The organism is Pedobacter hiemivivus, assembly GCF_005144565.1.
Lineage (GTDB): Bacteria > Bacteroidota > Bacteroidia > Sphingobacteriales > Sphingobacteriaceae > Pedobacter > Pedobacter hiemivivus.
This window is the reverse complement of the sequence record NZ_SWDX01000001.1, coordinates 965,227-984,765: the sequence shown is the minus strand read 5'-3', so window position 1 is coordinate 984,765 and position 19,539 is coordinate 965,227. Positions and strand designations below refer to the sequence as shown.

Below are 19,539 nucleotides of genomic sequence, written 5' to 3'. Positions count from 1 at the left end.
CATGCGTACAGATGGCAATTACGGCTCAAACCTGTCATATGAGCCGAACAGTTTTGGTGAGTGGAAAGAACAACCTGAACACAAGGAGCCACCATTAAAAATTGAAGGTGATGCGTATGCTTTCAATTACCGCGAAGATGATGATGACTACTTTTCGCAGCCTGGCAATCTTTTCCGTAAAATGAATGAAAAGCAAAAGCAATTGCTCTTCGATAACACGGCCACTGCTTTAGGCGGTGCACAGCGTTTCATTCAGGTGCGACATATTCGGAATTGCTTTCAGGCAGATCCGACCTACGGCACTGGCGTTGCCCTTGCTCTGGGAATGACCATGACTGAAGTTGAAAGCTTTACACATCCTAATTTATAGTTTGTATGCCGCAGACCCGCATGCTTAGGTCGTTTTGGATTCGATAAATGGGTCCTTAGGTTATGTTTAGCAATGACAGAGCAAAAACTTCTGCTGCCTGCTGTACTTTAAGTATTGAGTAAATTCTCATATTAACATTTTCTTTAATTGGTGATTGTTTCGGTGAATGCGCCATTTTATAGTACTAAATAAGGCTATCGCGGCTTTAAATTGGTCACTAACAAAAACAGCAGATCTCGTTTAAGTAGATGCGTATATATTAAAATCGGGCATATTGTTGGCATTTATCACTATTTAAATCGTTTAAACCCCAATACAAACCTTTCGCTATTTTGTGAATGGAAGGTTATTATCACCATCATAAGCAAATATCAATTTTTATATATCAAAACCAATCAATCTCAATAAAGTATTCTAGCTTTAATGCCGTATATAGGTATTCACTAACAAAATGATTATGAAAAATTTAATAAAATCCAGTCTAAACACCTTAATTCTTTTCGCAGTTGCTAGCAGTCAGTTGAAGGCACAAACCATAGCGAAGACACTTGTAGAAAAAAAAGTCGATAATATCGTATTGGTTCACGGAGCCTTTGTTGATGGTTCAGGCTGGAAACCTGTTTACGACATTTTGGCTAAAAAAGGGTACCACGTCACTATTGTTCAGCAGCCGATGACATCATTTTCCGATGATCAGGCGGCTACGCAACGTGTATTAAACATGCAGGACGGGCCGTGTGTTTTAGTGGCTCACAGCTACGGTGGAGCAATTATTACCGAAACTGGAAATAACCCACGTGTAGCGGCTTTAGTTTACATTGCAGCTCATGCGCCAGATAAAGGAGAAAGCGAGGCAGACAACGGCAAACGTTACCCTTCTGCTTATAAGTCCCTTCAGAAAGGGACTGACGGTTACGATTTTATTGACCCTAAAAGATTTTATGCGGATTTTGCAGCGGATTTACCTCGAAAAGTAGCTGAATTTAAAGCTAACGCGCAAATGCCTACGGCAGACGTGGTATTTCATGGCATTATTCAAAATCCAGCCTGGAGGGCTAAACCAAGTTGGTATATGGTTGCAAAATCAGACAGGATAATTAACCCTGACCTGGAACGTATGTACGCAAAAAGAGCTGGAAGCCATACGGTTGAGGTAGATGGTGCCAGTCATTCCGTTTATGAATCCCACCCTAAAAAAGTTGCACAAATGATAATTGATGCTACTTTGCATTCGGTTAAATAACCAGGAAAGATGCGCTATAATTATCGGAGCCTGTCCGACTTAGATTTCCACCCAAATTGAAAAAAAGCGTCTGGATTTGGCTTTCCCGAGTAGTCTCGGGAAAGCAGACACTAACAAACCCGCGTCAGCAGACTACACACTACTGACGAACAAGCAGTTACACTATTGAGTTGTTTAGGCTTATGATAATTTGAAAAGCCTTTTAGGCTATAATCATCCGCCAAATCAAGCTATGAAAGTTTAATACTAAAGATTTAAAACAAATGTTCCCTTCGTATGCCAAGTCTTTTAATTTTTGAATTCAGGGTACTTTTCGGAACCCCCAACTTTTCAGCCGCCCCGCCTTCGCCACCTATCCGTCCTCGACAATATTTTAGCACGCTTAAAATATGATCGCGTTCATTTTCATCTATTGTTTTAAGTGAAAATACCATACCAGATGAAACTAACAAGCTTTTAGCTGTAGGCATTGGCAGTGGAATTTCCTTTATTATATCACTTTCGGTCAATAGAATACTTCTTTCAATAAGGTGTTCTAATTCCCTAATATTACCTGGCCAATTATATCGTGTCAGTTCATCCATGGCTGCCTTACTTATTTTATTGATCTGTTTACCCATCTTTTTGGAAAACCGATCAATAAAATATGTAGTAAGTAAAGGAATGTCTTCGGGTCTTAACCTGAGGGGTGGTAGGCTGATCGGGAAAATGTTTAATCGATAATAAAGGTCGCTTCTGAAACGGCCTTCTTCCATTTCTTTTTCTAGATTTCGGTTTGTAGCGGCTATAATTCTTACATCAACTTTAATCGTGCTTTTTCCGCCGATACGTTCAATTTCCTTTTCCTGAAGCGCTCTAAGCAATTTGACCTGTAATTCTAATGTCAATTCGCCAATTTCATCGAGAAATAACGTCCCGTTATTAGCCAGTTCAAATTTACCTACTCTCCGTTCTGTGGCGCCGGTAAAACTTCCCCGCTCATGTCCAAACAATTCACTTTCAATTAAATTCGCAGGTAATGTGGCGCAGTTCACTTTGATCATTAATCTGTTCTTTCGGGGCGAATTATTGTGAATGGCACGTGCAATGAGCTCTTTTCCGGTACCTGTTTCACCTAATATCAATACCGTACTGTCTGAGGCACTAACTTGCGATATGAGTTTAAAAATTTTCTGCATCTCTAGACCATTCCCTATTATTTCCGAATAATTGTGAGTTGTTTCCAGTTCCTCCTTTAGATATACCTTTTCTGCTTCTAATTGTTGTTTATATTTATCAATTATATTTAATTGATAAATGACCTTTTCGTTTGCAAGAACATTAGAAAGCGCAATGGCAATCTGAGAGCATATATTTTTTAATAGTGGTGCGTTGCTAACTTTATCATAATTCTGCGGTATGCTGAGCCACAAAATACCAATATTTACATCACCCAATCTAACCCTAAGACCCGTCAGTTCAATCAGCCCTATTTCTTTCCACCACTTAACATAATCAGGTACCGTCTCCATTTCATTTAGCGCTTCTATATTAAAGGAAAGCGGCTCCGGGGAATTAAGCACGAGATTTGTAATGCCATCATTTACATCTGACTTCATTTCTAAGATCTTTTGAAAATCTGGATGATTCATATAATCATCCCTTTCATCATATAGAAACATGTGATGGAACCTTTGATCTTCCGAAATTAATCGCAGGCTATATTTACCGATAATCCCGAACTTTCTCAATTCGTCAGAAAATTCCATGGAGAGTTGTTTTCTGTTTCTTGCGGCAGCCAAGACATTGCTGAATGACAGTAATAAGGACTTTTCATTTTCGCGCTGCTTGATTTCTTCATTGGCCATGATGTTCAGAATAGCGATAGATATCTGGTTGGCTAGACCTGCTATTAAACTAAGATTGCTTTGACCTATAATATCCTTATCGTTGAAAAAAATCATCCAGAAGCCAAAAATTTCACCACCTCTGGACAGCTTTGTAATAATGACTCGCTTTAAGCCACTCTCATAATTGATTCTCAAATAGTTAGGTGCAACTTTTTGTTGATAAAGCTCATCTAAATCAAATACTATAGGAGCAGCGCTGGCACAAACCTTGTCCATCACACCGTCATTGATCGGGAATTTGCTTTTTCTTGCTTTTTCGTAATCGGGATGGCCTTGACTTTGTGAAGCAGGGTCGATGATATAAGCTCTGAAAGTTGATCCGTCGTCATCGATAATTCCTACTAATATATGGCTGAAATTAAGCTGATTTTTCAGCCGTTCTGTCACAACAGAAATCAATTCTTGATGGTTTCTTACTGTCGACAGAACGGTGCTGATCGATAAGATCAATTCTCTTTCGCGTTCACGACCATTAATTTCTTCATTGGCCAAAATATTTGATATGGCTACAGCCAATTGTGAGCAGACACCTTTCAATAAGTTATATTTTTGCTCGTCAGCTTCGTTCGGATGAATATTAAAAAATATGGTCCCGATTGGATGTCCACCCACACGTAGGGCCAGACACAAAAGCTGCTTAAAACCAACCGCCTCCCAGAAATGGACATAGGCAGGAGGATCTGGTTCATTGAGAAGCTGCTGAACATCAAGAATAACAGGTTCATTTGTGCTGATAACACGTGTGAACGCGTAGTCTGTGATGCTATACCTTGAACTGATTATCTTATCAAAATCATCATGATTGATAACAGTCGGGCCCATATCGATCATAAAAGCGCTATGGGTTATCCCGTCCTCATTGATTTTTACAATTCCGAATTGAGTAATTGAAAATATTTTTTTAATCTGTTCGTTAACAACGCGAAACAGGTCACTCCTGCTTTTAAGCGAGGCGATCTCATTACTTAGGGAAAGCAATATCGATTTTTCCTCTTCCCTGTTTGCAATTTCTTCATTTGCCAGAATGTTTGATACTGCGATAGAAATTTGGTAAGAAACACCCTCAATCAGTCTTAATTCATGATCTGTATAAGCACCACAATTGGAGGCGTTCACAAAGAAAGCGCCAATGGCTTTCTTATCGTCTAGCAGATTAATTGCGACCTTTTCTTGGATGCCATTTTCATATTCGAATTTGATATAATCCGGTATGTTTGCCTCCTTGTATAATTTTTCCAACTCAAAAATTACAAGCCCACTGGAATTAATTACCTGTTTTAAGCAACGGTCATCAGCGATTTGTTTTTTTAATGAACTTTTCTGGTAATAGGTGTATCCCAGACTTTGATGATTCAATGAAAATAGGAAGGTATTGTAAGTTTGATCTTCATTAAATACCATAATTACGATATCCTCAAAATGAAATAACTTTTTCAAGCTTCCATTAATCGCATTAAATAAGTCATTTTTATTCCGAATAGTTGCAATATCTTCACTGAGTTTGAGTAATAGTCGACTTTCTTCTTCCCGCGCTAAGACTACTTCATTAGACCTTAAATTATCTACCGCGACAGAAATCTGACTGGCTGTTTTTTTGATCAACTGTAATTGATAGTTGGTTATTGGTCCGTTTTCATCAAGGCAGATACACCACAATCCTATTATCCGGTCACGAACATACAATCCTATCATAATTGCCTTTTTTATGCCGCTATCATAAAGGATTTGAAAATATTCTGGCACGTTTCCCATTGAATGTTGTTGCCGCAAATCGAAAACCTGTGGTTCTTTTGACAAGATCACCTTGTTGAATACGCCATCATTTAAAGGATATCTCGTGGCAACGGCCTTTTTATACAGAGAATGTTGGTCTGTTGACGATCTGATATCATCCAAATAAGAACTTAGAGTAAGCCCATCATCGTTCATAAGGGCAACAAAATGATCGCTGAACCGAAATAGTTGATCTAATTTATCATGAATTGTCTTTAATAAAATGTGCTTGTCGCGTATCGCTGCGAAATCATGATTCAGCGATTGCAGTACATCATTTTCAATTTCGCGTTCCATGATTTCCTCATAGTCTAAAATGTTTACCAAAGTCTCCGCTATGCTGGACGCTAGTCCAGGTAAAATATCCTGGCAAGTTTGGCTGAGATTTACATTTTTACCATAAAGCATAATCCACCGACCCATCGGTCCTTCTTCATCGCTAAGAACGAATTCTACAACTTGCCAATCTTCAGTATACAGAGGATTAAGATAGTTTTGTGCACCAGTGCCAGACAGATCTGCACTCACAGAACTACGGAATAGCTGTGCCTGTTCCGAAATTTGGGGTTCTGAAAAATAATTTATGTATGAAGCTTTGTCGAATTCAGCATAAAAGATAGTCGAATAAGTGTACCCAAGCAATTCCTTAAGCCCATTGCCAAATAAAGTATAGAGCTGTATTTTAGACCGTATCCTCAGCAGAAGAATATTGACGGATAATAATATATCCTTTCCATCGCAGGTTGATAATGGGAGGTCCTGAATTTTCATTTTTTATGGCTAAATCAAACTAAATTTAACTTAAATAATGAAAAAAAGCAAATCCTAAAAATCGTATAATTCAGAAGCTATTTACGCTGATTTTTGTATTTCGTGGATGGGATATTAGCCATACCATTCCATTCCAAATTGTCTATACCAATTAGCGCCCTTTCGTCCTGTACTACTTCATGCTGCCATAATTTGTTTATACAACAATTTTACTCCCATTACATAAGAAACCACGAATAGTAAGTATTCAATTGATGAATTTTGCGCTGTACTTGCCATTGCTTGTTTAGCCACAGCTATCTATTATTGGAAAATAAGAAGAGCAATTGACGATATTGTTGATATTTCGAATCAACAAAGCATCCTTATTCATTAATTATGACTACGCCTTTCTCTTTCTATAATTTTCAAATGCTGTAACTTCTACTTTTAATTTTAATTATTCAGCTAAAAGCGGACGCTTTAGCGTCCCGAACCTTGTTTGAAAGACGATATATCGCCCTTCAAACAAGACTAAATACTTATTTAACTCATTGATTAATAATATTTTAAGATTTTGGCATAGTTATTATATTCCACTTCTCACTTGAACTTCAAGCAACTTTTTTTAATCTGTAATTAATTATGAAAACATTATCAGGGAAAGTGATTTTAATAACTGGCGCCTCCAGAGGCATAGGTGCGGCGATTGCTTTCAAACTCGCCAACGAAGGCGCAACAGTTATCATCAACTATTCGGGAAATCAGGAAGCAGCTGACCAGGTTGTCAATGCGATCTTGAAAAATGGAGGGAATGCCTTAGCCTTGAAGGCTGATGTTAGCAAGTCAGAGGAGGTAAAAAGCATGTTCGATACGGTAATTGCCCATTATGACAAAGTCGATGTGCTAGTGAATAATGCTGGCATCATGCTCACCAAGTTGTTTAAAGACACTACGGACGAAGACTTTACCCGTCAGTTTGAAATCAACGTCCGCGGCACTTTTAACACGCTGCGTGAGGCTGCAACTAAACTGGCCGATAATGGTAGCGTCATCAACTTTTCATCAACCACAACCCGCGTAATGATGCCTACCTACGGAACTTACGTTGCATCTAAAGCCGCGGTAGAACAGTTTACCAGGATATTTGCCAAAGAAGTAGGTGCAAGAGGGATCAACGTAAATACCGTATCTCCCGGACCAACCAATACAGAACTGTTTACCAAAGGCAAGCCACAGGAAGTTATTGACCATCTGGCTTCTTTAAATCCCTTTAACCGAATTGGCGAACCGGAGGATATTGCCAGAGTAGTTGCCTTTTTGGCAAGCGACGACGCTAAATGGATCAATGCGCAAAACATTGGTGCAAATGGCGGAATGGCTTAATTTAGTCAGGAAGCCGCAAAAGACAGAAAGTCAAAAAGAAAATGCAAAAAATATTAATCAATTCAATCATCATCCGGATTTCCTCACTTGTGGAGTTCCGGACTAAATACAACAAACCATGAACTTATTAAAAAATAAAGTAGCCTTAATTACCGGATCCGCAAGAGGTTTAGGTAAAGCGATTGCCGAACGTTACGCAGCTTTAGGTGCCGATATCGTTATAAACTATTCCCGCGACAAAGCATCTGCCGATGACGTCGTAAGGAATATCAAAGCCATGGGCTCAAGAGTAATAGCTGTACAGGCCGATGTAAGCAAGGTAGCCGATATTGAAAGGTTATTTGCCGAAGCAAAAAAAGAATTTGGTAAAATAGATATTATAGTAGCCAATGCCGGTATTGAAATGGTCGAAACCCCGGTAGTCGATTTTACCGAGGAACAATTTGACCGCTTGTTTTCTATAAACACCAAAGGCTCATATTTCACCATGCAGCAAGCTGCAAAAACAGTAACCGATAACGGCCGCATCATCTATATCGCATCCAGCACCACCTCATTCCCAGTACCAGGAATGGCAGTGTATGGCGGCAGTAAAACCACACCACGCTATCTTGTAGACATCCTTTCAAAAGAGATTGGCCATAGAGGGGTAACAGTCAATTCTATTATCCCCTTTGCGGTAGATCACTCGGGCATATTCGCTGACCCAGATAGTTATCCAGAACTGCGGAAACAATTGTTAGATAGCTGTCCGATGGGACGTCTGGCAGAAGTTGAGGACGTAGCCAATGCAGCAGAATTCTTTGCGAGTGGACTTTCTTCGTTCGTGTCAGGACAGCATCTACTGGTTAACGGCGGCGCAACAAATTAATTCAATATTTATTATCAAATATTAAAAAGACAATAATCATGTCAATAAACAAAGTAAAATCGCTGGCGGGAATCGTTATTCCAGACAGTACCATTGCCAATCAAGCTACGGAATTATTGCTAGAGCACGGTACGGAATTTATCTACAATCATTCATTGCGGGTATTCTTTTTCTCTTCTCTTAACGGTAAACGGAATAGTTTGCAGTACGACCCGGAACTATTGTATGTTTGTTCCGTATTTCATGACCTGGGCTTAACTAAACATTATAGCAGCCCTGATCTGCGCTTTGAAGTAGACGGGGCCAATGCAGCCCGTGATTTTTTGAAGGGCCATGGCATAGCGCAAGACAAGCTCCAATTGGCATGGGATACAATCGCCCTCCACACTACCATCGGAATTGCCGAGCATAAAGAAGCGGAAGTTGCCTTAATGTATTCCGGAGTAGGATTAGATGTCATGGGTGAAGGTTACGAGAATCTTAGCGCAGAACATAGAGAAGATATCATAAAAGCCTTTCCAAGGAATGATTTTAAGAAAAATATTATTCCAACTTTTTTCAGTGGTTTTGAGCATAAAACAGAAACAACCTTCGGTAATATTAAAGCCGATGTATGTGCATTTATGATACCAAATTTCCATCGAAAAAATTTCTGTGATTGTATATTGCATTCACCATGGAGTGAATAAGTATTACAGAAAACACAACAAATGATTTAAACTCACTCCTTAAGTAGAATCTAAGCAATTGAACATTTTATGCAGAGAAACTTTATTGAATGTAGTTCATTGGGTTGGTGAGGTTAATAAAATTAGCGTTACAATGTTGACGAATGTTGAGATATTTGAACATTAGCAGTTGATCAAATCACTATTAGTTATCTATTTGATTATCATAACTTTAGATATTATATAAATTGATAGATTATGGAAAAGACTAAAAATCAAAAAGAAGAAAAAGAATTAAGCAAAAGCGATGTTATATACACCTTCAAATTTAACAATGAATTAGAAGTTAATCGTTTAGGTTATGGAACCATGCAATTAAATGGTTCGGGCGTGTGGGGAGATTCTTCAAATCGCGATCTTGACAAACGTGTGCTCCATTCTGCAGTGGAATCTGGCGTCAATTTCATTGACACTGCTGACTCCTACGGTCCTCATACTAATGAATTACTGGTTAAAGAGGCGGTAGGTGTTTATTATGACAGCATTGTTATCGCAACCAAAGGTGGATTGGAACGCAGTGGTCCTGGTCAATGGCACGTCAACGGCAAGCCGGAATATATAGCTCAAGCGATTGAGGGAAGCCTGAAGCGCTTGGATAAACAACGGCTCCAGTTATGGCAATTGCACCGTGTTGATCCTAGAATTCCGATCGAAGAAACGCTGGCACCCGTTGCCGATGCCGTACGTGCTGGCAAGATCCAGTACGTGGGCCTGTCGGAAGTTGATATTAAAGTTATTGAACGCGCAAGAAAAGTTGTGCCGATCGTATCGGTGCAAAACCTTTATAACTTGTCCGAACGCGGCTGGGAGCACGTTGTAGACTATACCGCGAAAAATGGCATGGCCTTTATTCCCTGGTTCCCACTCGCATCAGGTCCCGATAAACTGAAGGATAAGCTTGCACATATCGCAGATAAGCATAATGCCTCAACTTCACAAATAGCTTTAGCTTGGCTGCTGAAACGTTCGCCAAATATCCTCCTTATTCCTGGCACTAGCTCCCCAGCTCACCTTCAGGAAAATATGGAAGCTGTACAGATAAAATTGACAGACAGAGAATTTGAAATATTATCCAAATAAAATTACAAACTATGGAAATCAAGCGTATTTTTAGTTTTAGATATGGCAAGGTATTGGGTATCACAATGCTAAATTTCTTTTTTTTAACTATGGGCGTTCTTCACGCCCAACATAAAAAATCACCCACAATGGAAAATAAAGTATTAATTCAAGAAGGCTTTAATAAATGGGCAAGTGGTACCGGTAATTTTTTTGACCTGTTAGCAGAAGATATACAATGGACTATCACAGGCAGCACCCCACTATCCAAAACATATGTAAACAAAAAGCAATTTATGGATGAGGTAATCATTCCATTAAATGACCGTCTTTCAAAAAAGATTATACCTAAGGTTACCGAACTTTATGCTGATGGCAACATTGTAGTTGCTTTATGGGATGGCAAGGCAACCGCGGCAGATGGAAAACCTTACAATGCTAGTTATTCGTGGACCATGGAGATTAAAAACAAAAAGATAGTCAGGGTAGTAGCCTTTTTGGACGGGATCGAGTTTGCCGATATTATGAGAAGAATCCCAGACCGTAAATAGTAACATTCAAAATTTAAAGTTAAAAAAAATGAAAGATCAAAAAACATGGTTTATCACAGGAGCATCTAGGGGCTTGGGATTAGAAATCACAAAGGCTGTACTGGCGTCAGGTGACAAGGTAGTAGCAGGAGCACGAAACCGGGCGCCAGAATTAGAGGAACTTAAGCATGAAAATCTATTTATAGTAAGTCTGGATGTCACACAGGAAGAACAAGTGATAGAAGCTATAGGTCAAGCGATATCAAAATTTGGTAAATTTGATGTACTGCTGAACAATGCGGGATTTGGTTTATTGTCGGCCGTGGAAGAAGCATCAGATAAAGAGATCCGTCACATGTATGACACTAACGTGTTTGGTACTTTAAACGTGATCCGTCACACGCTGCCTCATTTACGCAATCAGCGCAGTGGGCACATTATCAATATATCTTCTGTTGGAGGTCTATCCGGGTCAGCCGGTTGGGGTTTATATAATTCGACGAAATTTGCAGTGGAAGGTTTTAGTGAGGCGCTTTCCAAAGAGCTGACCCCCTTAAATATTCATGTTACAGCAGTTGAACCGGGTTATTTCCGTACGAACTTTTTGGACGAATCTTCATTAAATACCATTTCCAATATTATTGATGACTACGAAGATACCGTGGGAAAAATGCGTTCAAGAGCGGTAATGGTTAATAAAATGCAGCCTGGTGATCCTAAAAAACTGGCTGATGCGCTGATACAAATTGTGTATAGCCAAAAACCTCCTTTACATCTTCCTTTGGGTAAAGATGCATTAGAGAGTTACCAAATTAAAACTGCCAATTTCGCAAATGATATTGAAGCATGGAAAAATGTAATTACCGGAACTGATCACTCATCATGACTTATAAGTTTATAAAAAATCTGGTGTACGCGAATTAAAAATATCCATTTTGATAAAGAGCGGGATAGCTGTAAATAAATATTCACAGCTATATGAAGAATTTCAATCTGGATTGACTAGTTTCTTAATAAATGTTCCATCTGGTCGAAATCGATATCACCTACCACAATCAATGCCTGCACATTAGGGCGATATCAGTCATGATAATAATTGCGGAGTGTTTCAGGCTTAAATTCTAAAAGAATGTTTTCTAGCCCAACGGGGATCCGTTGGGCATATCTTAAATTATTGACAATAACGACGTAGAACGTTGTCTGCATTCTCTCTTGCTCGCCTTTTCCCAGTCTTTTTCCTGCCATAACCACACCGCGCTCCTTATTAATCTCATCAGTACTGAATTTCACATCTGCATAAACTGATGTGTTAATTCCGCATGATATCAATAGAGCTATTAAAATAAAAGCTTATACGTTTTTCATAATTATTGTTTAGAGAATTTTAGTATTTGATCGTTTGAATTTTGTAGTTGGATCATTTACTTCCAATTTTTGCTGTTTCAACGAGAATATCAATGATTTTCTCATTGTCAATAATGATCATTCCCTGTCTGTCCTCAGTTATCCCTGATTGTAGCTCATAAGTATACCTTGGTACAGTTCCTTCCATAATGGTAGGTAGATATTTAAACTGTATGTTTTGACTGTTTTGCTGTAACATCTGACCAACCTCAATGATGTGCGTCGAGATAATGAAGGAACAGCTGTGGTATTTTGAGAAAGCACTTGTCACTGCCAAAGTTGCATCATAGGCATCCTTTACGTTAGTGCCTTTGAAAAGTTCATCAAAGATTACCACCAGGTTCTTTCCACTGCTTACCTCAATGGCAATTTGTTTAACCCTAAGCACTTCAGCATAAAAATGGCTATAGCCCATACTAATATTATCCGGTACATTTATAGAAGAGAAAATGCCATCCTTAATTGAAAAGATCATACTTTCTGCAGCTACAGGAAAGCCCATGTGTGCTAGATAAATGTTAATTCCGAAAGCCTTCATTAATGTAGACTTACCAGCCATATTGGCACCGGTGAGAAATAGTACATTATTTTGCTCATCAATAGTAATTGAATTTGCAACAGCTTTCGGAATTGTTGGATGCCTACATGCTGTGATTGACAAAGTATTTTGTTCCGTGTAAGGGACATTTGAATAACAAAATCCTTTTTTCTTGGCAACCACTGCAACACAGATATAAACATCGAGCTGATAAACGAATTGCAGAATTTCTCTGATCTGTTGATTATAATTTTGGCGTATCAGGTAATCCGCCTGGATGACGGGAATGAGGCCTAGTTGCTGATCTTTTTTCCTGGATAGAATTTTATTCAGCCGTTTATCATTATAAAGCTCATCAAATTTTTCTATTTGTAAGTTTAGGTGAGGAAAATTATTTTGACGAATTACGTGTAGAAATTCATTAAGCTTATTTATGAATTGTATTGTGAGCTCAAGTCCTGAATTGAAAAGATCGAATTCGGTATTCAGTCCAATCATATGTAAAGCCTGCCGACGGATACCCTGAGTAAACGCTGCCCTCTTACTTCCACTGGAATCGCTAAGAAAGTGCTCGGTTCCTTCAATTAAGATAGGATCTAAGGAAAATTCGATATTTATTTTTTCGAAATATTGAAAGATAGTACTTCGGTGATTAATCTGGTGTGCGTCAGAAAGCGGATGTTTAAACATATCTTCTAACATTCGTTCGCCACCCCTTGTTTTTACATGATTAAACAGGCTGAAGATGGAGTTGCTTTGGTATTTGCCCAGGATATTTAAATCATCCAGTGTTTGTTTATCTACAGAGAAGCTCATTTATGATGTGGTTTAGTAGGTCCCTTTTCTAAAATATCCAGAATTCTTTCATTCCTAATGATGATCATTCCATGTCTATCATCCGATATGCCTTTTTCAATTTTGTAGGTGTAACTAGGTTTATCGCCTTGCATGTGGGTAGGTAAATAGATGAAATTGATATTTTCATGCATGCCCCTAAGTTTTTCTCCGGCTTCAATGATGTGCGTTGAAACGATAAATATGCTTTTGGGGATTTTCGCAAATCCACTTGCAATTGCTACTGTGGCCTCATAGGCATCTTTAACGTTCGTACCCCTAAACAGTTCATCAAAAATGATCACAATTTTTTTTCCAAGTCGGATCTGTTCGGCCATTTGTTTTACCCTTAGTACTTCACTGTAAAAATGGCTATAGCCCATATTAATATTATCAGGAAGATTTATTGTGGTAAGAAGGCCGTCACACACGGAAAATTCCATATGGGTGGCTGGAATAGGAAATCCCATATGTGCTAGAAAAATAGCAATGCCAAAAGATTTCATAAAGGTAGATTTTCCAGCCATGTTGGCCCCGGTCAAGAAGATGATATTTCCTTCAGGATCAACTGTGATATTGTTTGCAACTGGATTTTTTAACAAAGGATGGTAAAGTTCTTTGATCGTGATTTCATATTTATCACCCGTTGTTGCTACAGGAAAAGCGAAATTATTTCTTTGTGCCGTTTCAGCGACAGCAAGAAAAGCATCCAGGGTATATATATGATTTATTAGTTTTCTTAATTTATCGTTTAGCCGATAACGGAATTGTTTATCGAGATCAACTACTATCTCAAAAGACAATGATTTTATTTTTCTCGTTTTCAGTATCTCGTTTTCTGACAGTTCTTTTACTGATTCATAGAAGTCATCCAGAAAGAAGGCGCGAGCCTTGGATTCCGCTGGTAAATTGCTATTACTGATAAAATCAATAATAGCAATGAGTATCTCCAAAATTGCAGTTACACCGTTTGAGACGGATTGAAAGTGGGTATCTCCACCAATTACCTGGTTAAATTTATGCTTGAGATTATTCTGTTCTTTTGTAAGCTGACTTCTAGTATCCGTATTTTTCAGATACAATTCTGCTATATCAAAGAGCTCTACTCGGAATGGAAATTTAATATGGTATTGATGCAGTTCCCTGAGGATGGCACTCCTGCGGTTGATCTGTCCCATATCCGATAGTGGATAACGGAACATTTGATCTAACTGAGCGGCACCACCTATAGTTGCAGCACGGTTAAATAAATCATAAATGGACTTTTTTCCACGGTGGCTGAAAATCGCCAAGTCGTCTAGTGTTTGTTTATCTATTGTGAAGCTCATGATCTGATTTATCTACCTTTACGGCGCACCCAAATAACTATGGCAACAATGATCAGTAGAATAGGAAGTACCCATTTGAAAATTATTGCTGCAATATCCCATGCGCTTTCACCTACGTTTAAACTATCGTCTGGCAAGGGTTTTCGACGCATATCGATTGGAACCATTTCATCCGATAACCAATAGAATATCGCATTAATAAAAAAGAAATTTCCTGAACCAACATTTTTCCTGTTTGTCGACAGTTCTCCATTGGCTATAAAATCTGCATTTCCTGCGATTACGATTTTTTGTTCTTTATTTCCAATCCTGCGTGACAAAGCCAATACAGTAGGATAGGCTTTCTCTAGTTCACCAGCAGCAACATTCATATGTGCAGTTTCAGTTGAAAAATTGGTGGTTTCCACTTCATTCCAGCCTCCTTTAGCATCAGACTTAAATAATGTCGTTACCTTATATCCCTTATCCTCAGTAAACGCTAATGCACTAGTTGCTGGCATAGTCAGTGGCGCTTTTTGTCTGGACATCTCTCTCAAATGGAAGGAGAACTGCTCTGCTTCTTTTGTCGGATTCAGGGTTAGCAAATCCTGTGACACTTTTTCTGTTGGTTTCACTAACCTTCCAGGTAGGAATTGAACGCCTAATTTACTAACAATAGGATTCATAAATTCCTGATGTCCTGCCCCGCCCAGAATAACCAGGTTTCCACCGCGTGAAATAAAATCATTTAGATTTGCTTCTTCCCCATCGCTCATAGTTTTATTTAGTTCAGCGATTACCAGGATATTTACTTTCGAAGTTACCGGCTTGCTGAGATTCACATCCATAAAATCGAATCCCTGGTTTAAAAGAGAAAAACGGAACGTTTTATCCTGAGCGATCATACTGAAGCCCCGGTCCGTATTATTACTGCTTTCTCTTTCACCATGCCCTTTTACAAAACCAACAAGTGGTATATTTGTAGTCAGACGTTTGAATGCCGCCGTTGTCTCTGCTTCTGAAGGCAGAACTGAGTTATCGTCAAACAGTCTTAGAAAAGCACGCTTGCCGTTTTCGCGTTCAAGCAAGGTAACCACTCTGAAACCTTCTGACTTAAGATCTACTTCTTTTGAAATTTCACTATAAGGCAAAATATCAAATTTCCATTTGTTGATTTTTTTTAAGGTATCCAGACGTTTTTGAGTGGAGAGTTTTGGAAACTGCCCTTCCAGAAAGCTGCCAGGGATATGCTGAAAGTAATATTTGTATTTTAACTTGATTTCAGGTTTGAAGCGTACATATTGTTCATAGCGCTCCATATCACTTTTGATCACTATAGGCGGAAAACGAAATGAGTTATTATCATACATGTTAACATAGGTTGTGATCATTAAGCCACCACTAAGTTTTGATATCACGTCTTGGCTACTTTTGGTTAACGTGTTTGTTTTTGTAGCGCTAAGATCGGCGTATTTTTTTAGTGTGGGCCTCGAGCTAATAAAGCCTAACAGCATCACCATAAATATCATGGCAAAATACTTGCCCCATTTGATTACCGTACTGGTTTTTTGACGGCCAGATTGTAATTTAATTATGGTAAGTCCAAGGAAGAGCGCAATAACCAACAGAAAATAGAATATATCTTCAGTGGTCAGCATACCGGAGATAAATGTGTTTACTCTTCCTGTAATAGCGAACCAATAGGTAATGTCACGTACAATTTCTATATCCTGACCGATAGTTCTGACATAGGCCAGAAGAGAAAAAATTCCCAGTGTACCCATTGCTGCGACAACAGTATAAGAAGTAATCGAAGACATGAATAATCCAATTGCACCATATGCACAAATTAGTAGGAATGTACCCAGCATTGCACATAGTATCAGCAGAATATCCACATGATTAATCGTAACGATGCCGTATACTGCAAAAGCTCCCGTGGTCAGTACCATTATTCCGCCAAAAAGTACTATAGAAAGATATTTACCAAGAATAATCTGAGTATTGGTAACAGGAGATGAGTATAAAAGTTTAATTGATCCACTGCTGATTTCCCTACTCATCAGGTTCATGGTTAATAATGGAATATATAGATACAGGTATGTTGGTATTGAACCGAACAAGCTGCCTAATTGAGAAGTGTAGATAGTATTAGTCATACCTGGCCATTTGAGGCCATACGCCATGGCCTGAACCATACCTTCATAAGACTTGGTAAATACAAGTGCGGCTTGGAAGAAAAATATAATGAGGATTAGCCATGCAACCGGAGAATAGAATAACTTCTGTAACTCGGTTTTTGCTATATTTATAATTGTTTTCATTTCTTATTTAATAGGAAAATTAGCTGATGTATTTCTTTTTTTTGACAATTCTGAAAAAACATCCTCCAATGATCTTTTTTCTACTCCGATTTCTGACAAACGCCAGTTGTTTTGAACACTCTTTGCAACGATAAGCTCGGTCACTTCTTGTGCATCTGAAAATTGTATACGATATTGGGTTGGGCTAAGTATCTCTATACCGAGAATACCTGGAATTGCTTTTAATTCTTCAATTGGCGGTGCAGCGTTCAATGATAAAATAAGTGTGCTTGGTAGAATGTAATTATCAAAATCGCCCATTCCACCGGTAAAAACTACCTCACCCTCATTAATCATCCATATGTTGTCGCATAAGGCTTGTACTTCCTGAAGGATGTGTGTAGAAAGTACCACAGTCCTTTCCTCGGCAATTTCTTTTATAAGCTTACGCACCTCCAAAATCTGGTTGGGATCAAGCCCGTTTGTTGGCTCATCCAGTACCACAAAATCTGGTTTATGAATAATAGCCTGAGCAATTCCAACCCTTTGCTGGTATCCTCCCGATAAATTTCCTATCAGACGTTTTTGAAACTGAGTGATTCCAACCTTCGACATCACTTCACTGATTGCTGAACTAATTTTATTAGGTTGCATCAGCCGTAATCTTGCACAATATGTTAGGTATTCTTCAACAGTCAGGTCTGTCTGTAATGGAGCTTGCTGAGGTAAAAAGCCGATATGTCGTTTTGCTGCTACGGGATTTTCTTTCAGGCTTATACCTTTGATGAATATTTCTCCATGTGTTTGTTTTAATACGCCACACATAATATTCATGATTGTAGATTTTCCAGCCCCATTAGCGCCCAGGAGCCCATATATTCCTTGTCTGGATAACTCGAAATTAATATCCTTCACGGCCCACTGCACGGAATAACGATGGGAAAGATTTTCTACTCTAACAATTGGTTCATTCATGTTTTTAAATTGATTATTCGGAAATTAAGGTATAGCCTAACCAGGTATATTAGTGGGTTCACTAAACTATTCATTTAGTAAACCCACTGATATACTGATTACTAATGCTTTTTTTTATTGATTGTATCCCGGATTCTGTATCCATCCAGGGTTCGCTTGAATTTGATTTTGAGGAACTGGATATAGTGCCGCATGCCCGTCGGCGGGCCATATCCCTGGTTTTTCTGCTCCTAGCACCGCATTGATTGTGCCGGTCCTTTTCAGATCATACCAGCGATGACCCCATTCGCAAAATAACTCTATCTGCCGTTCGTGAGCGATGGCAGAAATAGTTGCTGTTGGAGACAGGTCCAAAGGCAAGTCTGGCAATGGATTAGGAACCTGTGGGGTAGCTGCAGCTCTTGCTCTTTGTCTTAAAATATTTAGGTCCTCTACCGCACCGTTGTAGTTATTTTGTTTTGCCCTTGCCTCCGCTCTGATCAGATATTGTTCAGCAAGACGGAACATGACATAGGTTTCACTATTCCCATTTGTTTGTACGCCGTAAGTATTTTTATATTTATACGGATAGTAATAAGTTGGGCCACCTGGAGGAGTACTGGTATTCAACCAGGAGGTTTTCCTTCTGTCTCCTGCCTCAAATGCATTTAGCAGATAAGGATTGATGTAATAGGTAGGTATGATGTTGTTTGCGTACGGAATCAAAGTAGAGCCTTCAGTCGACATATAAGGAAAAAACCCCATTGGCGCTATTTGCCATATAGCTTCATTGCTTCCTGTTAAAAATACATCATTGGGATTTTGAACTAACTGATAACCTCCCAATGTAATGACATTTGTTGCGATTTCTTCTGCCTTATCCCATTCCTGATGATACAAATATATACGGCTCAGCAAGGCTAAGGCTGTATATTTATTTGGCCTAGCTTTTCCTGGAGAAGGGTATCCCGACTTTAATTCCGCACTTGCTTCTAAAAGATCCTTTTTTATTTGCACATAAACCTCCTCAACAGAAGCCCTTGGCAGTTTGTTGTTTACACGGTAGTCAGTTGTCAATGCCAATGGAACTGCTCCAAATAAATTAACCAAGTGAAAATATGACAATGCACGGAATACCTTGCATTCACCTATAAGCTGGTCTTTCAGGCTATTGCTAAGCGTTGCACTAGCTGTTAGTCCCTCTATACAGGCATTTGCCTGGTAGATAGCCGTTTTGCCATAACTTGCAGACCAAAGACTTCCAACGGTTCCTTCAGCAAGAGTGGCATCGCCAGGATTCAGAGCGTTGTTATAAATTGGCAAATAATAGGATTCATTGGTTGCCAACTCATCTGCTGACATGGAATTGTTAATGGTAATTGCACCGTTTAACGGTCCCGAAAAAAAGAAGTTACTTGCGTAAATCCCTACTACGCTATTTACAGCAGATGCACTGTCAATAAAAACTTGGGATGTAACAATTTGTCCAGGAGCGTTGTCCGGGATTTCAATTAGCTTTTTGCATCCTGTATTCAGAATGCTTAATAAGCATAGTGAAAAAATACTTATTGAAAAGAATATCTTGTTCATGTCCGATGAT

Annotated in this window: 15 protein-coding genes; 8 read left to right on the top strand and 7 right to left on the bottom strand. The window is 38.9% G+C overall.

Annotated features, from left to right (window positions below; genetic code table 11):
- Nucleotide 1 precedes the first annotated feature (1 nt).
- Both FBD94_RS26625 and FBD94_RS03795 read left to right on the top strand, forming a co-directional pair.
- Nucleotides 2-370, top strand: a complete 369-nt coding sequence (locus FBD94_RS26625; RefSeq protein ID WP_317131561.1) for a catalase-related domain-containing protein — start codon at nt 2-4, stop codon at nt 368-370.
- Between the two features lie 457 nt (nt 371-827).
- Complete coding sequence (locus FBD94_RS03795) at nt 828-1,613, top strand: alpha/beta hydrolase (RefSeq protein ID WP_205945827.1); 786 nt, start codon at nt 828-830, stop codon at nt 1,611-1,613.
- Between the two features lie 254 nt (nt 1,614-1,867).
- On the opposite strand, the gene FBD94_RS26215 is transcribed toward FBD94_RS03795, so the two are convergent.
- Nucleotides 1,868-6,046, bottom strand: a complete 4,179-nt coding sequence (locus FBD94_RS26215; RefSeq protein ID WP_235884363.1) for a sigma-54-dependent Fis family transcriptional regulator — start codon at nt 6,044-6,046, stop codon at nt 1,868-1,870.
- A gap of 624 nt (nt 6,047-6,670) precedes the next feature.
- On the opposite strand from FBD94_RS26215, the gene FBD94_RS03785 reads away from it, so the two are divergent.
- The 6 genes from FBD94_RS03785 (at nt 6,671) to FBD94_RS03760 (ending at nt 11,485) form a co-directional block, all read left to right on the top strand.
- A complete protein-coding gene (locus tag FBD94_RS03785; protein WP_136879132.1) occupies nt 6,671-7,411 on the top strand; it encodes an SDR family oxidoreductase in 741 nt (246 codons plus the stop codon).
- A gap of 118 nt (nt 7,412-7,529) precedes the next feature.
- On the top strand, nt 7,530-8,282 hold the full coding sequence (locus FBD94_RS03780) for an SDR family oxidoreductase (RefSeq protein ID WP_136879131.1): 753 nt from the start codon (nt 7,530-7,532) through the stop codon (nt 8,280-8,282).
- 38 nt (nt 8,283-8,320) lie between these two features.
- Nucleotides 8,321-8,971, top strand: coding sequence for an HD domain-containing protein (locus tag FBD94_RS03775; protein ID WP_136879129.1), 651 nt, complete (start codon nt 8,321-8,323; stop codon nt 8,969-8,971).
- Nucleotides 8,972-9,208: 237 nt separating this feature from the next.
- The gene (locus tag FBD94_RS03770; RefSeq protein ID WP_136879127.1) at nt 9,209-10,090 is read left to right on the top strand and encodes an aldo/keto reductase; all 882 of its coding nucleotides are present in this window, start codon (nt 9,209-9,211) and stop codon (nt 10,088-10,090) included.
- A 128-nt stretch (nt 10,091-10,218) separates the two neighbouring features.
- The gene (locus FBD94_RS03765) at nt 10,219-10,620 is read left to right on the top strand and encodes a nuclear transport factor 2 family protein (RefSeq protein ID WP_136879126.1); all 402 of its coding nucleotides are present in this window, start codon (nt 10,219-10,221) and stop codon (nt 10,618-10,620) included.
- A 28-nt stretch (nt 10,621-10,648) separates the two neighbouring features.
- Entirely contained in the window at nt 10,649-11,485 is an 837-nt protein-coding gene (locus FBD94_RS03760; RefSeq protein ID WP_136879124.1) for an oxidoreductase, read from the top strand.
- 194 nt (nt 11,486-11,679) lie between these two features.
- Here FBD94_RS03760 and FBD94_RS03755 read toward each other — a convergent pair whose 3' ends face one another.
- The 6 genes from FBD94_RS03755 to FBD94_RS03730 form a co-directional block, all read right to left on the bottom strand.
- Nucleotides 11,680-11,928 (bottom strand): hypothetical protein, encoded by a 249-nt coding sequence (locus tag FBD94_RS03755; protein ID WP_136879122.1) that lies wholly within the window; start codon nt 11,926-11,928, stop codon nt 11,680-11,682.
- Between the two features lie 88 nt (nt 11,929-12,016).
- A complete protein-coding gene (locus FBD94_RS03750) occupies nt 12,017-13,357 on the bottom strand; it encodes a MutS-related protein (RefSeq protein ID WP_136879120.1) in 1,341 nt (446 codons plus the stop codon).
- On the bottom strand, nt 13,354-14,703 hold the full coding sequence (locus FBD94_RS03745; RefSeq protein ID WP_136879118.1) for a MutS-related protein: 1,350 nt from the start codon (nt 14,701-14,703) through the stop codon (nt 13,354-13,356). The genes FBD94_RS03750 and FBD94_RS03745 overlap by 4 nt, the downstream gene beginning before the upstream one ends.
- Before the next feature lie 8 nt (nt 14,704-14,711).
- On the bottom strand, nt 14,712-17,006 hold the full coding sequence (locus FBD94_RS03740) for a Gldg family protein (protein ID WP_136879117.1): 2,295 nt from the start codon (nt 17,004-17,006) through the stop codon (nt 14,712-14,714).
- A gap of 3 nt (nt 17,007-17,009) precedes the next feature.
- Complete coding sequence (locus FBD94_RS03735; protein ID WP_136879115.1) at nt 17,010-17,960, bottom strand: ABC transporter ATP-binding protein; 951 nt, start codon at nt 17,958-17,960, stop codon at nt 17,010-17,012.
- Between the two features lie 114 nt (nt 17,961-18,074).
- Nucleotides 18,075-19,529 (bottom strand): RagB/SusD family nutrient uptake outer membrane protein, encoded by a 1,455-nt coding sequence (locus FBD94_RS03730; RefSeq protein WP_136879114.1) that lies wholly within the window; start codon nt 19,527-19,529, stop codon nt 18,075-18,077.
- Between the last annotated feature and the right edge of the window lie 10 nt (nt 19,530-19,539).

What these genes read in the sequence shown, in the direction of transcription:
- FBD94_RS26625 (WP_317131561.1), top strand. Translation starts at nt 2, where the DNA reads ATGCGTACAGATGGCAATTACGGCTCAAACCTGTCATATGAGCCGAAC.
- FBD94_RS03795 (WP_205945827.1), top strand. Translation starts at nt 828, where the DNA reads ATGAAAAATTTAATAAAATCCAGTCTAAACACCTTAATTCTTTTCGCA.
- FBD94_RS26215 (WP_235884363.1), bottom strand. Translation starts at nt 6,046, where the DNA reads ATGAAAATTCAGGACCTCCCATTATCAACCTGCGATGGAAAGGATATA.
- FBD94_RS03785 (WP_136879132.1), top strand. Translation starts at nt 6,671, where the DNA reads ATGAAAACATTATCAGGGAAAGTGATTTTAATAACTGGCGCCTCCAGA.
- FBD94_RS03780 (WP_136879131.1), top strand. Translation starts at nt 7,530, where the DNA reads ATGAACTTATTAAAAAATAAAGTAGCCTTAATTACCGGATCCGCAAGA.
- FBD94_RS03775 (WP_136879129.1), top strand. Translation starts at nt 8,321, where the DNA reads ATGTCAATAAACAAAGTAAAATCGCTGGCGGGAATCGTTATTCCAGAC.
- FBD94_RS03770 (WP_136879127.1), top strand. Translation starts at nt 9,209, where the DNA reads ATGGAAAAGACTAAAAATCAAAAAGAAGAAAAAGAATTAAGCAAAAGC.
- FBD94_RS03765 (WP_136879126.1), top strand. Translation starts at nt 10,219, where the DNA reads ATGGAAAATAAAGTATTAATTCAAGAAGGCTTTAATAAATGGGCAAGT.
- FBD94_RS03760 (WP_136879124.1), top strand. Translation starts at nt 10,649, where the DNA reads ATGAAAGATCAAAAAACATGGTTTATCACAGGAGCATCTAGGGGCTTG.
- FBD94_RS03750 (WP_136879120.1), bottom strand. Translation starts at nt 13,357, where the DNA reads ATGAGCTTCTCTGTAGATAAACAAACACTGGATGATTTAAATATCCTG.
- FBD94_RS03745 (WP_136879118.1), bottom strand. Translation starts at nt 14,703, where the DNA reads ATGAGCTTCACAATAGATAAACAAACACTAGACGACTTGGCGATTTTC.
- FBD94_RS03740 (WP_136879117.1), bottom strand. Translation starts at nt 17,006, where the DNA reads ATGAAAACAATTATAAATATAGCAAAAACCGAGTTACAGAAGTTATTC.
- FBD94_RS03735 (WP_136879115.1), bottom strand. Translation starts at nt 17,960, where the DNA reads ATGAATGAACCAATTGTTAGAGTAGAAAATCTTTCCCATCGTTATTCC.
- FBD94_RS03730 (WP_136879114.1), bottom strand. Translation starts at nt 19,529, where the DNA reads ATGAACAAGATATTCTTTTCAATAAGTATTTTTTCACTATGCTTATTA.